The 12,043-nt window shown below is 73.8% G+C and carries 12 protein-coding genes; 2 read left to right on the top strand and 10 right to left on the bottom strand.

Annotation, left to right across the window (positions count from 1 at the left end):
- Positions 1-25 precede the first annotated feature (25 nt).
- Both ACIRVF_RS19305 and ACIRVF_RS19300 read right to left on the bottom strand, forming a co-directional pair.
- Positions 26-256, bottom strand: a complete 231-nt coding sequence (locus ACIRVF_RS19305) for a hypothetical protein (RefSeq protein WP_402818804.1) — start codon at positions 254-256, stop codon at positions 26-28.
- A 160-nt stretch (positions 257-416) separates the two neighbouring features.
- The gene (locus ACIRVF_RS19300; protein ID WP_402818801.1) at positions 417-2,123 is read right to left on the bottom strand and encodes a DUF885 domain-containing protein; all 1,707 of its coding nucleotides are present in this window, start codon (positions 2,121-2,123) and stop codon (positions 417-419) included.
- A gap of 187 nt (positions 2,124-2,310) precedes the next feature.
- Here ACIRVF_RS19300 and ACIRVF_RS19295 point away from each other — a divergent pair, with 187 nt between their 5' ends.
- Positions 2,311-3,066, top strand: a complete 756-nt coding sequence (locus ACIRVF_RS19295; RefSeq protein WP_402818798.1) for a TetR/AcrR family transcriptional regulator — start codon at positions 2,311-2,313, stop codon at positions 3,064-3,066.
- 59 nt (positions 3,067-3,125) lie between these two features.
- Here the strand turns inward: ACIRVF_RS19295 and ACIRVF_RS19290 are convergent, their stop codons facing one another.
- Positions 3,126-3,977 (bottom strand): fumarylacetoacetate hydrolase family protein, encoded by an 852-nt coding sequence (locus tag ACIRVF_RS19290; RefSeq protein WP_402818795.1) that lies wholly within the window; start codon positions 3,975-3,977, stop codon positions 3,126-3,128.
- A gap of 271 nt (positions 3,978-4,248) precedes the next feature.
- Between ACIRVF_RS19290 and ACIRVF_RS19285 the strand changes: the two genes are divergently transcribed.
- Complete coding sequence (locus ACIRVF_RS19285; RefSeq protein ID WP_402818792.1) at positions 4,249-5,007, top strand: MBL fold metallo-hydrolase; 759 nt, start codon at positions 4,249-4,251, stop codon at positions 5,005-5,007.
- Here ACIRVF_RS19285 and ACIRVF_RS19280 read toward each other — a convergent pair.
- From ACIRVF_RS19280 to ACIRVF_RS19250, 7 genes are all read right to left on the bottom strand, one after another.
- A complete protein-coding gene (locus ACIRVF_RS19280; protein ID WP_402818789.1) occupies positions 4,903-6,177 on the bottom strand; it encodes a serine/threonine-protein kinase in 1,275 nt (424 codons plus the stop codon). The genes ACIRVF_RS19285 and ACIRVF_RS19280 overlap by 105 nt on opposite strands.
- 97 nt (positions 6,178-6,274) lie before the next feature.
- Positions 6,275-7,264, bottom strand: a complete 990-nt coding sequence (locus ACIRVF_RS19275; protein ID WP_402818786.1) for an ABC transporter substrate-binding protein — start codon at positions 7,262-7,264, stop codon at positions 6,275-6,277.
- 61 nt (positions 7,265-7,325) lie between these two features.
- A complete protein-coding gene (locus ACIRVF_RS19270) occupies positions 7,326-8,078 on the bottom strand; it encodes an amino acid ABC transporter ATP-binding protein (protein ID WP_402819145.1) in 753 nt (250 codons plus the stop codon).
- Between the two features lie 47 nt (positions 8,079-8,125).
- Positions 8,126-9,133 (bottom strand): amino acid ABC transporter permease, encoded by a 1,008-nt coding sequence (locus ACIRVF_RS19265; RefSeq protein WP_402818784.1) that lies wholly within the window; start codon positions 9,131-9,133, stop codon positions 8,126-8,128.
- Between the two features lie 28 nt (positions 9,134-9,161).
- Entirely contained in the window at positions 9,162-10,109 is a 948-nt protein-coding gene (locus tag ACIRVF_RS19260) for an ABC transporter substrate-binding protein (protein ID WP_402818781.1), read from the bottom strand.
- Between the two features lie 10 nt (positions 10,110-10,119).
- A complete protein-coding gene (locus ACIRVF_RS19255) occupies positions 10,120-10,617 on the bottom strand; it encodes a GNAT family N-acetyltransferase (RefSeq protein WP_402818779.1) in 498 nt (165 codons plus the stop codon).
- Positions 10,614-11,777: an LLM class flavin-dependent oxidoreductase gene (locus ACIRVF_RS19250; RefSeq protein WP_402818776.1), complete on the bottom strand. Its 1,164-nt coding sequence runs from the start codon at positions 11,775-11,777 to the stop codon at positions 10,614-10,616. The genes ACIRVF_RS19255 and ACIRVF_RS19250 overlap by 4 nt, the downstream gene beginning before the upstream one ends.
- Positions 11,778-12,043 lie beyond the last annotated feature (266 nt).

Raw genomic sequence — 12,043 nt, 5'->3', positions numbered from 1 at the left:
GACTGCAAGGCCTTGCTGCAAACTTTCAACCACCTGCCCTCGGTCGGGCCGGGGCCGCGCCGGCCTCGGTCGGGGCGACCCTGGGGGTGGCCGGGCTCATCGCCGGCATGAACACCAGGCCCGTGCCGAAGCCGATCAGCAGCACGGCCGGCAGCACCATGGCGGCCCACGGGCTGTCCACCGTCATCCGGGTCAGCCAGGCCGTGCCGCCCGCGGCGAGCACCAGGCCCGGGGCGATCAGGTTCCGGGACGGCACCCCGGTCGTCAGCCGGGCCGCGACACCGGTCGAACTCAGCAGCGGCCGTCATGGGCAGGAAGGAGATGCCGGAGACCACCGGCGAGAAGTGCTTGGACAGAAGGACCAGGGCTCCGGGACTCGCGACCGAGTCCCGGAGCCCTGGTCCCGCACCCGCCCGTCAGAGCGCCGACAGCTCCGCGACCAGGTCGTCCAGCCCCAGCGAGCCCTGCGAGAGCGCCGCCATGTGCCAGGCCTTGAGGTCGAACTCCTCGCCGCGCGCCTCGTGCGCCGCCCGCGCCGCCGCCCGTCCGCGCAGCCAGGCCCGCTCGCCCAGCTTGTAGCCGATCGCCTGGCCGGGCATGCCCAGGTAGCGGACCAGCTCGCTGTCCAGGAAGTCGGCGGACAGCCCGCAGTAACGGCCGAAGAACTCCCGCGCGTGCTCCGGGGTCACCGGCTCGCCCGGCCGGTACGGGGAGTCCGCCGGGAAGTCCAGGCCGACGTGCATGCCGATGTCGACGATGACCCGCAGCGCCCGCATCATCTGGGCGTTCAGGAAGCCCAGCCGGTGGCCGGGGTCGGTCAGGTAGCCGAGCTCGTCCATCAGGCGCTCGGCGTACAGCGCCCAGCCCTCCATGTTGGCGCTCACCCCACCGAGGCTGACCTGGTAGCTGGAGAGCCGGTCGGCGACGTACACCCACTGCGCGAGCTGCAGGTGGTGGCCCGGGACGCCCTCGTGGTACCAGGTCGAGACGAGGTCCCAGACCGGGAAGCGCTCCTCGCCGAGCACCGGCAGCCAGGTCCGGCCCGGGCGGCTGAAGTCCAGCGAGGGCTGGGTGTAGTACGGCGCGGCGGCGCTGCCGGGCGGGGCGAGCCGCGACTCGACCCGGGTGACCGGCTCGGCCAGGTCGAAGTGGGTGCCCTGGAGGTCCCGGACGGCCTGGTCCATCAGGCCCTGGAGGTACTCCCGGGCGGCGTCGGCGCCCTCGATCGCCGGGCCGTCCGACTCCAGCCACTTCATCGCCGCCATCGGGCCGGCGCCCGGGCGGACCTTCTCGGCCTCGGCCTCCATCTGCGCGTACAGGTCGTGGAACTCGGTCCAGGCCCATGCGTAGGCCTCGTCCAGGTCCAGGTCGGCGCCCGTCCAGTAGCGCACCCAGCGGCCGTAGCGCTCGCGGCCGGCGGTGTCCGGGGTGCCGGCGGCGGCCGGGCCGTACACGTCGCGCATCCAGTCGCGCAGCGCGGCCAGCGCCTCGGCGGCGGCCACCGCGTGCCCGGACAGCTCTCCGCGCACGCCCTCCGGCGCGGCCTGGACGAACTCGCCGAACCAGCCGCCGGGGGTCTCCCCCGCCAGCCACTCGCCGAACTGGCCGACCACCGTCTCCACCTGGCGCGGGCCGGACAGCAGGCCGCGCTCGACGCCCTCGGCCAGGGTCTGCCGGTACTGCTCCAACGCCAGCGGGAACCGGGCCAGTCGACGGCCGATCAGCCGCCAGTCCTCCTCGGTGGCGGTCGCCATCAGGGTGAAGGCCTCGCGGGTGTTGTGCACCGGGGAGCCCAGGTTGCGCACCGCGCGGTAGTCCTCCCCCGCGTCGTGGACGGCGAGTTCGGCGGTCAGCCGCTCGCGCAGCAGCCGGGCGCAGCGGCGCTCGGCCTCGTCCTCGGCGGTGCCGGCCCGCTCCGCCTCGTCCAGCCGGGCCAGGGTGCGGCGGGCGAGGTCGGCGATCGCCTCGGCCCCGGCCGGGGACAGGTCGGGCAGCCGGTCGTCCTCCGGGTTGAGGCCGAGGTAGACCGCGGTCAGCGGGTCGAGGTCGGCGAGGGCCTGGACGTAACCGTCGGCGATGCGGCGCGGGGTGTCGCCGCCGGAGTTGATCAGTTCTTCAGCCATCCGGACATCATCGCGTTGCCCGGGCCGATTGCAAGCCCCCGGCAGCGGGCGTTGACCTGCTGCGGTCGGCGAACTGACGGCGGGTGGGCACCTGCCGGACGGCCCGCCGGGCGGCGCAAACACCCGTTCGGAAAGATCCGGTGCGCGACGGCCCCGATCGGTCCGACGCCCGTTACGCTGAGGCTCCATGGAAGCCCGCCCCACCACGGCAGCCGACCCGGCCCCCGCGGCGACCGCCCCCGCACCGCGCCGGCGCCGCGCCGGCTACCGGCGACTGCCGGTCGAACAGCGGCGCGAGCAGCTGATCGCGGTCGCCCTGGAGCTGTTCGCCTCCCGGCCGCCCGAGGAGGTCGGCCTGGACGACGTCGCCGAGGCCGCCGGCGCCTCCCGGCCCCTGGTCTACCGCTACTTCGCGGGCGGCAAGCAGCAGTTGTACGAGGCCGCGCTGCGCACCGCGGCGGACGAGCTGACCAGCCGGTTCGCCGTACCGCCGACCGGGCGGCCGTCCGAACAGCTGGCGGCCGCGCTGGACGGCTACTTCGCCTTCGTGGCCGAGCACGACGCGGGCTACTCGGCGCTGCTGCGCGGCGGTTCGGTGGTGGAGACGGCCCGGACCTCGGCGATCGTGGACGACGTCCGGCGGGCGGCGCTCAAGCGGACCCTGCGGCACCTGGGGGTGCGGGAGGCCGGACCGCGGCTGACGCTGCTGGTGCGCTCGTGGATCGCGGTGGTCGAGGGGGCGTCGCTGAGCTGGCTGGACGAGGGGCGCACGCTGCCGGTGGACGGCCTGCGGGACTGGCTGGTCGACCAGTTCACGGCGATGGCGGCCGCGACGGCGCTGCACGATCCGCAGACGGCGGAGGTGCTGGCGGGGCTGCTCGCCCTGGAGGGGCCCCGGGCGGACCGGGCCGAGCTGCTGCGGGCGGTGCTGGAGGCGCGCTGACGGCCCTCCCGACCCCCGTGCCAAGGGTCGGGGCGGCCCGGACGGCCGGGCCCGCGCCGCTACGCCTTGCCCAGCACCTGGCGCTGGCGGCCGAGGCCGTCGATCTCGATCTCGACGACGTCGCCCGGGGCGAGGAACGGCGTGCCGGGGCGGCCCAGGGTGACCCCGGCCGGGGTGCCGGTGATGATCACGTCACCGGGCTCCAGCACCATGAACCGACTGGCGTAGCGGACGAGTTCGAGCACCGGGAAGATCATCTCCGCGGTGTTCCCGTCCTGCCGCTGCTCGCCGTTGACCCAGAGCCGCAGCCCCAGCGCCTGCGGATCGGCCACCTCGTCGGCGGTGACCAGCCAGGGCCCGAGCGGGGTGAAGGTCTCCGCCGACTTGCCCTTGTCCCACTGGCCGCCGCGCTCGAACTGGAAGGCCCGCTCGGTGACGTCGTTGGCGATCGTGTAGCCGGCGATCACCCCGGCGGCCTCGGTGTGCGAGTCCAGGTAGCGGGCGGTGCGGCCGATCACGATCGCCAGCTCGGCCTCGTAGTCGGTCTTCTCGCCGCCGCGCGGCACCAGCACCTCGTCGTACGGGCCGACCACGGTGGAGCTCGGCTTGAGGAAGATCACCGGCTCGGCCGGGATCGCGGCCCCGGCCTCGGCCGCGTGGTCGCGGTAGTTGAGCCCGATGCCGACCACCTTGCCCGGCCGGGGCACCGGCGCACCCACCCGCAGGCCGTCCAGGTCCACCACCGGCAGCACGCCGGCCGCCACCTCGCGCGCCAGCGCGGCGGTGTCCAGCCCGGCCAGGAAGACCCCGTCGAGGTCGCGGGCCCGCCCGGAGAGGTCGTACGCGGTGCCGTCCTCGTCCAGCACGACCGGGCGCTCGGCGCCCGGGGGTCCGACGCGGAGGAGCTTCATCGATCCGTCACCAGCCTTTCGTCGCAGCTCACCGGGGCGGCGCGGACACCGCTCCCGAGTCTGGCAACGAGGTATATCAACGGCCCGGCCGGCGGGCCAGACCGTCCCGATGGGCGGATTCCCATCAAATCGCACAACGGCGCGGGGCCCCGAATCGGCGGCCCGTACGGTTGACAGGCGCGCCGGCAAGACCGGTCTGCCAGGGGCGAAGTCCGCACGCCCAGGGCGAACGCCGGTGTGCCGGGGCGCCGCGGTGCGCAGGATCGGGGACATGGAGATCACCCGGGTACGCGACGAATTGCACATGATCACCCTGGAGTTCGGCACCGCCTACCTCTGGCGGGACGACCACGGACCGACCCTGATCGACACCGGCGTGGCCGGATCGGCGGACTGGATCGAGCAGGCCGTCCGCAGCATCGGCCTGGCGCCGGGGTCGGTGCGCCGGATCGTGCTCACCCACCACCACGAGGACCACACCGGCTCCGCCGCCGAGCTGGCCCGCCGCTGGAGCGCGGAGGTGGTGGCGCACCGGCTGGAGGCGCCGGTGATCCGGCGCGAGCAGCCGGCGGCGCCGCCGGTGCTCAGCCCCTTCGAGCAACAGCTGTGGGACGGGCTGCCGCCGATCCCGCCCGCCGAGCCCTGCCCGGTGCACCGCGAGGTCGAGGAGGGGGACGTGCTGGACATCGGCGGCGGCGCGGTGGTCCTGCACGTCCCCGGCCACACCGACGGCAGCATCGCGCTGCACCTGCCCGGGCCCGGGGTGCTGTTCACCGGTGACGTCGTGTCCAACGTCCAGGGGCAGACCCGGCCCGGGGTGTTCCACACCGACCCGGCCCGGGCCCTCGCCGCCTTCCACCGGCTGGCCGCGCTGCCGGTGGAGACGGTGGTCTTCGGGCACGGCGACCCGATCGCCGCGGGCGCCTCAGCCGCGCTGCGCGCCGCCGCCGCTGCCGCCCCGGCCGCCGTCGGGGCCGCCGGGCCCGCCGGGCCCGCCACTGCCGCCGCCGAGCAGCGCCCGGGCGCTTAGCGCCGCCCGCGCCGTGCCCGGGCCGAGCCGGTCGGCCTCCCGCCGCCAGTGCGCGAGGTCCCGCCGCAGGTCGGCCCGGGCCTCCCCGGCCGTGCCGGGCTCCTCGGTCAACGCCTCCAGCAGCGCCACGGCGGCGGCCCGGCTGCCGTCCCGGGCCAGCCAGAGGGCCAGGTCGTGGCAGGTGCGCAGGGTGCGCGGGTCGGCCGGTCCGCAGATCCGGGCGAAGTCGGGGACCAGCTGCGTAAGGATCTCCACGGCCTGCCCGGGCCGGCCCTCGGCGCCCTGCTGCCAGGCCAGGTCGGCCCGGCGGCGCAGCTGTTCCGGGCTGGGGTCGTCCGGCCGCAGCATCCCGGGCCGGATCCGGCGCAGCCGCTCCAGCACCTCCGCGGCGTCGGCGGGCCGGTCCGCGGGCCGCTTGGCGAGCAGCTGGGCGACCAGCTCGGCCAGCCGCGGGTCCTTGCCGCGCACCCGGGGCGGGATCTCGTCCATGTGCTTGTGCATGTACTCGTACGGCGAGTCCGCGCGGAACGGGCGTCGGCCGGTGCTGACCTCGTACAGCATGACGCCGAAGGCGTAGAGGTCGGCCCGGCCGTCCACGGTGCCGCCGGACCAGCACTCGGGTGCCAGGTACGGGACGGTGCCGACCACGCTGCCGGTCGAGGTGAGCCCGGTGGACTGGGTGAGCAGCCGGGCGATGCCGAAGTCCAGCACCTTGGCGCGGTCCCCGCTGTCCGTGATCATCACGTTCTCGGGCTTGATGTCCCGGTGCACGACCCCGCTGCGGTGCGCGGCGTCCAGCGCCTCGCAGACCTGCGCCATCCAGGCCAGCGCCCGCCCGTGGTCCGGCAGTCCGTCCTTGAGGACCGCGGACAGCGGGCGGCCGCGGACCAGCTCCATCACCAGGTAGTGGATCTCCCCGGTGGCGTCGCCGACCCGGCCGTAGTCGTGCACCGTGACGATGTGCGGGTGGGACAGGTTGCCCGCCAGCTTGGCCTCGCGGACGAACCGCCCGACCGCCTCCCGGTCGGCGGCGTGCTCGGCCAGCAGCAGCTTCACCGCCACCGGCCGGTCCAGCACGGTGTCGACCGCCCGCCAGACCACGCCGAAGCCGCCCCTGCCCAGCCACTCGTCCAGCCGGAAGCGACCGCCGAGCACCTCGCCCTTGTGCATGCCCTCCCCCAACTCGACCGCACCCGAACGGCGTTCGCCGCCGGAGGGTCGGAGGGGTCACCATAGCGGCGGCCGGGGACGAACGGGTGAACGAGAGCTACGGCTTCGGCTTGGGCAGGCCGACCGGGTTGATCTCGGAGGCCTGCACCGCCTCGCTCTCCAGGCCCCAGCGCTTGAGCACCTGCCCGTACGTCCCGTTCCTGATCACCTCGTTGAGGGCCTCGTTGAGCGCCTTGACCAGCCCGTTGTCCTTGTGGGTGGTCGCCGCGATCTTGCCGAGGACGTCCGCTCCGCCGCCCGAGTAGGTGCCGACCACCTCGGTCTCGCCGGTCTGCACGGCGTGGAAGGCCAGGCTGGGGTTGGGGCCGGTGTAGACGTCGATCCGGCCGGAGGAGAGCGCCAGGTAGTACTCGGTGCCGGAGAAGTACTTGATGTCGATCGGCTTGAGGCCGTTGCGGACGTCCTCCTCGCTCCAGGCGATCAGCAGCTTCTCCTGGTTGGTCCCGGTGGCGACGCCGACCGAGCGGCCGGCCAGGTCCTTGGGGCCGGTCACCTTGATCCCGCTGCCCTTCTTCGCCTCGAAGCCGAGGACGTCCAGCCGGTAGGTGGCGAAGTCGTACTTCTCCTTGCGCTCCTCGGTGACCGTGATGTTGGACAGGCCGGCGTCGTACTTGCCGCTGTCCAGGCCGACGAAGATGTTCTCCCAGGACACCGGGTTGAACTCGACCTTGAGCCCGAGCACGTTGCCGATCAGCGAGGCGATGTCCGGCTCGACGCCGATGATGGTCCTGTCGTCGTTGGCGTAGAAGTCCAGCGGCGGGGTGGTGCCGATGGAGTCGACGACCTTCAGGGTGCCTCTCTTCCTGATCTCCTCCGGCACCAGCGCGGCGATCGCGTCGACCTTGGGGGTGGTCACCCGGTTCTGCTGGGGCGACAGGTTCACCACGGTGCCGTTCGGCGCGGTGCTGCCCTTGGCCGGGGCGAGGTCCGCCGAGGCGCCCGTGGCCCCGCTGCCGCAGCCGGCCAGGACGAGGGCGGCGGCGAGCGCGCCGGCGGCGGTCACGAGGGCGCGACGGGGTAGGGACATGGCGGAACTCCTGCTCGGTGTGAAGGGGGGTTGGGGCCAGGGCCTGCCGGACAGGCCCTGGCTAGAGGACCTTGGCCAGGAAGGACCGGGTGCGCTCCTGCTGGGGGCGGTCGAGGACCTCGGCGGGCGGGCCCTGCTCGACCACCACACCGCCGTCCATGAAGACCACGGTGTCGGCGACCTCGCGGGCGAAGCCGATCTCGTGGGTGACCACGATCATCGTGGTGCCGCTGCGGGCGAGGTCCTTGATGACGTCCAGCACCTCGCCGACCAGTTCGGGGTCGAGCGCCGAGGTGGGCTCGTCGAACAGCAGCACCTTGGGCTCCAGGGCCAGCGCCCGGGCGATCGCCACCCGCTGCTGCTGCCCGCCGGACAGCTGCCGGGGGTAGGCGGCGGCCTTGTCGGCCAGCCCGACCCGCTCCAGCAGGGCCAGCGCCGTCGCCCTGGCCTCGGCCCGGGGGCGGCCGAGCGCGGCGATCGGCGCCTCGACCAGGTTCTCCAGCACGGTCAGGTGCGGGAAGAGGTTGAAGTTCTGGAACACGAAGCCGATACCGGTGCGCTGGCGCAGCACCTCGCGCTCCCTGAGCTCGTACAGCCGGTCGCCGGAGCGCCGGTAGCCGATCAGCTCGCCGTCGATGGCGACGTACCCGCGGTCGAGCTTCTCCAGGTGGTTGATCGCCCGCAGCAGGGTGGACTTGCCGGAGCCGGACGGGCCCAGCACCACGGTGACCGAGCCGGCCGGGACGTCCAGGTCGACCCCGCGCAGCACGTCCAGCCGGCCGAAGCTCTTGTGCAGGCCACGGACCTGCACCATCGGGGCGGTCCGCGGCCCGTCGGTGGTCTGCGGCTCGGTGAGTGTCGTCACGGGGTCCCTCCGGAGGTACGGGTGGGCAGGCTCCGCAGGAACGCCCGGAGGCGCTGCAGCGGGGTGGGCGGCGGGGTGCGCCGGGCGCCGCGGGAGAAGTAGCGCTCGACGTAGTACTGGCCGATCGACAGAACCGTGGTCAGCACCACGTACCAGACCGTGGCGACCATCAGCAGCGGCACCACCCGGCCGGTCCGGCCGTAGATCACCTGGGCCTGGTAGAAGAGCTCGCCGATGGCCATCACGTAGACCACCGAGGTGCCCTTGAGCAGCGAGATCACCTCGTTGGCGGCGGCCGGCAGGATGCTCCGCATCGCCTGCGGCAGTACGATCCGCCACGCCTGCCGCCCGCGCGGGATGCCCAGTGCGGCGGCGGCCTCGCGCTGGCCGGCGTCCACCGCGATGACGCCGCCGCGGATGATCTCGGCGGCGAACGCGGCCTGGTGCAGCCCGAGGCCGAGCACCGCGGCGCCGAGCGCGCCCAGCACCCCGACCGTCTCGAAGTCGCCGAAGGTCGGGCCGAACGGGATGCCGAAGCCGAACCGCTTGTAGAGGTAGGAGAGGTTGAACCAGAACACCAGCTGGACGATCAGCGGGATCGAGCGGAACACCCAGACGTACGCCCAGGCGAGGGTCCGCAGGATCGCGCTGCGGGACAGCCGCATCGCGGCCACCACGGCGCCGAGCGCGAAGCCCAGCACGGTGCCGTAGGCGGTGAGTTCGAGGGTGCGGCCGATCGCCTGGAGGATGGTGTCGGCGGTGAAGTAGAGCCGGAAGGTGGCCCAGTCCCAGGCCGGGTTGGTGGCCAGGCCGTGGAGGAACTGGACCAGGACGACGAGGGCGGCGATCCCGGCCGCCCAGCGCCACGGGTGCCGGGCGCGGACGGTCCGCAGGCCGTCCAGCTCGGCGGGGTCGAGGCCGGCGGCGGGTCCGGGGGCCGGGCCGGGGCCCTGGTCCCCGGCCGGTCCCGCCGGGACCGGTGGTGCTTGTGTACTGACGGTCATCGGAGGACTCCTTCGACGGGCCCGGCGCTCACGGGTGCTCGGGCGGACTGATCTGCGACTCCTTGATCGCCGAGTCGGTGAGCCCCCACTTCCGGAGGATCCGCTCGTACGTCCCGTCCTTGATCAGCTGGTTGACCGCCGCCTGGAAGGCCGGGGTGAGCGGGGAGCCCTTCTTGAAGGCGAAGCCGACGTCCAGCCGGTGGAACTCGTTGAGGAAGCGCACCCCGGCGGCCTCCTGCGAGGCCTGGTGGCGCAGGCCGTTGATGGTGGACATCTCGACGTCCACCCGGCCCTGCTGGAGGCCGGTCAGCAGCGCGCCGCCCTCGCTGAACGCCTTGACCTCGTACGGCTTCTTCCCCGCGTCGGCGCAGACGCCCTTCTTGCTGTTGAGGGTGGTCTCGAAGGTGGTGCCGGCGCCGGTGCCGATGGTCAGCCCGCAGAGCTGGGCCAGGTCGGTGACCGGCTGGACGGCCGTGTTGTCCTTCTTCACCGCGAAACCCTGGCCGTCGTCGATGTAGGTGACGAAGTCGACGGTCTTCAGGCGGGCGGTGGTGACCCCGAAGTTGCCGGTGCCGACGTCGTACTTGCCGCTGCCCAGGGCGGGCAGGATGGTCTCGAAGGCGGCGTCCTCGCGCTGCACGGTCAGGCCGAGCAGCTTGGCGACGGCATCGGTGAAGTCGATGTCCACCCCGACCGCCTTCTTGCTCGCCTGGTCCGAGTAGAAGGCGCTGGGCGGGGCACCGATGGACGAACCGAACTTCAGCACACCGGACGTGCGGACCTCCTCGGGCAGCAGCGCGGCCGCCGCCTCCGACCGGCCCAGACCGGAGACGACGTCCTCGGTGGCGGTGGCGGCGGGCCCGCTCGCCCCGGCCGCGCCCGCGATCTTCGGGTCCGAGCCGCACGCGGCCAGCGCCAGGACCGGCAGCAGGGCGGTGGCCGCGAGGAGGCGGCGGCGGACGGTGGTGGTTCTCACGGGGGGCCTTTCAGTGGGTCGGAGCCAGAACCGGCAGCGGCTTCTCGAAGGGGAGCGGGCCGATGGTCAGCGGATCGGCGGTGACGTCGAACAGCGGGGTGTAGCCGGCGGCCAGGTAGAGGCCCTTGGCCTCGGGCTGGCGGGGGCCGGTGGTGAGGAAGATCCGGCGGTAGCCGGCGGCCGCGGCGGAGCGCTCCAGCTCGGCCAGCACCCGGCGGGCCAGGCCTCGGCGGCGGTGCGCGGAGTGCGTCCACATCCGCTTCACCTCGGCGGTGCGCGCGTCGTGGCGCATGTAGGCGCCGCCGGCCACCGGTTCGCCGTCCTCCAGCAGGAGGAGCAGCACGCCGTGCGGCTCGGCGAAGGCCTCGGCCGGGTAGCGGGTCATCTCCTGGTGGCCGCCGGGGCCGTAGCGGCTGACGTACTCGTGGGTGAGTTCGCGCAGCAGCGGTTCGACCAGCGGGTCGTCCAGGGCGACCCGGCGGAACTCCCCCGGCCGTCCGTCCCTCACGCCTGGACCGCGATCAGCTGGTGGCGGTCCTGTTCCGCCCGCTCGGCCGCCTTGGCGGCGTCCCGCTTGGCGACCTCCTCGCGGACGATCGGGATGACGTAGCGACCGAAGTCGATCGCGTCGCCCAGCAGGTCGTAGCCGCGCGCGGAGAGGATGTCCACGCCGAGGTCGTAGTAGTCCAGCAGCGCCTGGGCGACCGTCTCCGGGGTGCCGACCAGCGCGTTGGAGTTGCCCGCCCCGCCGGTGGCCGCGGCGGTCGGGGTCCACAGCGCGCGGTCGTAGCGCTCGCCGGCCTCGGCGATCTCGATGAGCCGCTGGGAGCCGACGTTTTCAGGTCCCGCAGCCCCAGGGGTGGACGTCACCGGGCGGCGCCGGGGTGCGAGCGCCCCGCTCTCCCGGCGGGACCGGATGGTGGCCACCGTGCGGTGGGCCTTCTCCCAGGCCAGCTCCTCGGTCGGCGCGATGATCGGCCGGAACGCCACCTGGATGCGCGGCACGTCGGTCCGTCCGGCGGCCCGCGCCGCCTCCTTCACCCGCTCGATCTGCTCGGCGGTGCGGGCCAGCGGCTCGCCCCACAGGCAGTAGATGTCGGCCTCGGCGCCGCCGGCCGCGTAGGCGGCGTCCGAGGAGCCGCCGAAGGAGACCGCCGGACGCGGCTGCTGGACGGGGAAGACGTCGGAGACGAAGTCGTTGAAGCGGTAGTGCGCCCCCTCGTGGTCGAAGGGCTCCCGGCTGGTCCAGGCCTTCTTCACGATGCCGATGTACTCGCGGGTACGCTCGTAGCGCTGGTCCTTGGTGAGGAAGTCACCCTCGCGCTGCTGCTCGTGGTCGGTGCCGCCGGTGATGAAGTGGACGGTCAGCCGGCCGTCGCTGATCCGGTCGAGGGTCGCGAAGGTCTTGGCGGCGAAGGTCGGGTAGGAGACGTTCGGCCGGTGCGCGAGCAGGATCTGCAGCTTGTCGAGGTGCGAGGCGAGGAAGGCCGCCGCGGCGGCGGGCTCCGGGGCGCCGGAGCCGTACGCGAAGAGCACCCGGTCCCAGCCGTGGTCCTCGTGCGCCCGGGCCAGCCGCAGGGTGTAGTCGCGGTCGAAGGCGGCGGTGGTGCGCGGGTGGGTCTCCGAACCGTCGGCGGTGGCGGCGATGCCGAGGAATTCGACGGGCATGGCGGAACCTTTCGGGGTGGGCTGGGTCCGGCGGGCAGGCCGGAGGCGGCCTCGGCGGCGGGCGGGCCGCAGGGCAGGGGGCGGTGCGGGAAACGAGGGAGGGAACTGCCGGAGCGCAGTGCGAAGTCATCGGCGACAGCGGGGAACTGACGCATCGTCAGGGCGATGCGGGCGGGGGCGCACCGAGGGAGGACTCCCCGCCGGGAGGTCAGGCCGGACGGGCGGCCCGCTGTCGGGTCAGCCGCGACACGCCGCGGACCACACCC

Source organism: Kitasatospora sp. NPDC101157 (assembly GCF_044768255.1).
In the GTDB taxonomy this organism is placed as follows: domain Bacteria; phylum Actinomycetota; class Actinomycetes; order Streptomycetales; family Streptomycetaceae; genus Kitasatospora.
The sequence above is the reverse complement of the archived record's forward strand: the minus strand, read 5'-3'. Positions and strand labels throughout refer to the sequence as shown.

Coding starts and splice junctions, on each gene's coding strand:
- ACIRVF_RS19290 (WP_402818795.1), bottom strand. CDS start 3,977: ATGAAGCTCCTCCGCGTCGGACCCCCGGGCGCCGAGCGCCCGGTCGTG.
- ACIRVF_RS19275 (WP_402818786.1), bottom strand. CDS start 7,264: ATGTCCCTACCCCGTCGCGCCCTCGTGACCGCCGCCGGCGCGCTCGCC.
- ACIRVF_RS19295 (WP_402818798.1), top strand. CDS start 2,311: ATGGAAGCCCGCCCCACCACGGCAGCCGACCCGGCCCCCGCGGCGACC.
- ACIRVF_RS19265 (WP_402818784.1), bottom strand. CDS start 9,133: ATGACCGTCAGTACACAAGCACCACCGGTCCCGGCGGGACCGGCCGGG.
- ACIRVF_RS19270 (WP_402819145.1), bottom strand. CDS start 8,078: ATGGTGCAGGTCCGTGGCCTGCACAAGAGCTTCGGCCGGCTGGACGTG.
- ACIRVF_RS19280 (WP_402818789.1), bottom strand. CDS start 6,177: ATGCACAAGGGCGAGGTGCTCGGCGGTCGCTTCCGGCTGGACGAGTGG.
- ACIRVF_RS19250 (WP_402818776.1), bottom strand. CDS start 11,777: ATGCCCGTCGAATTCCTCGGCATCGCCGCCACCGCCGACGGTTCGGAG.
- ACIRVF_RS19285 (WP_402818792.1), top strand. CDS start 4,249: ATGGAGATCACCCGGGTACGCGACGAATTGCACATGATCACCCTGGAG.
- ACIRVF_RS19300 (WP_402818801.1), bottom strand. CDS start 2,123: ATGGCTGAAGAACTGATCAACTCCGGCGGCGACACCCCGCGCCGCATC.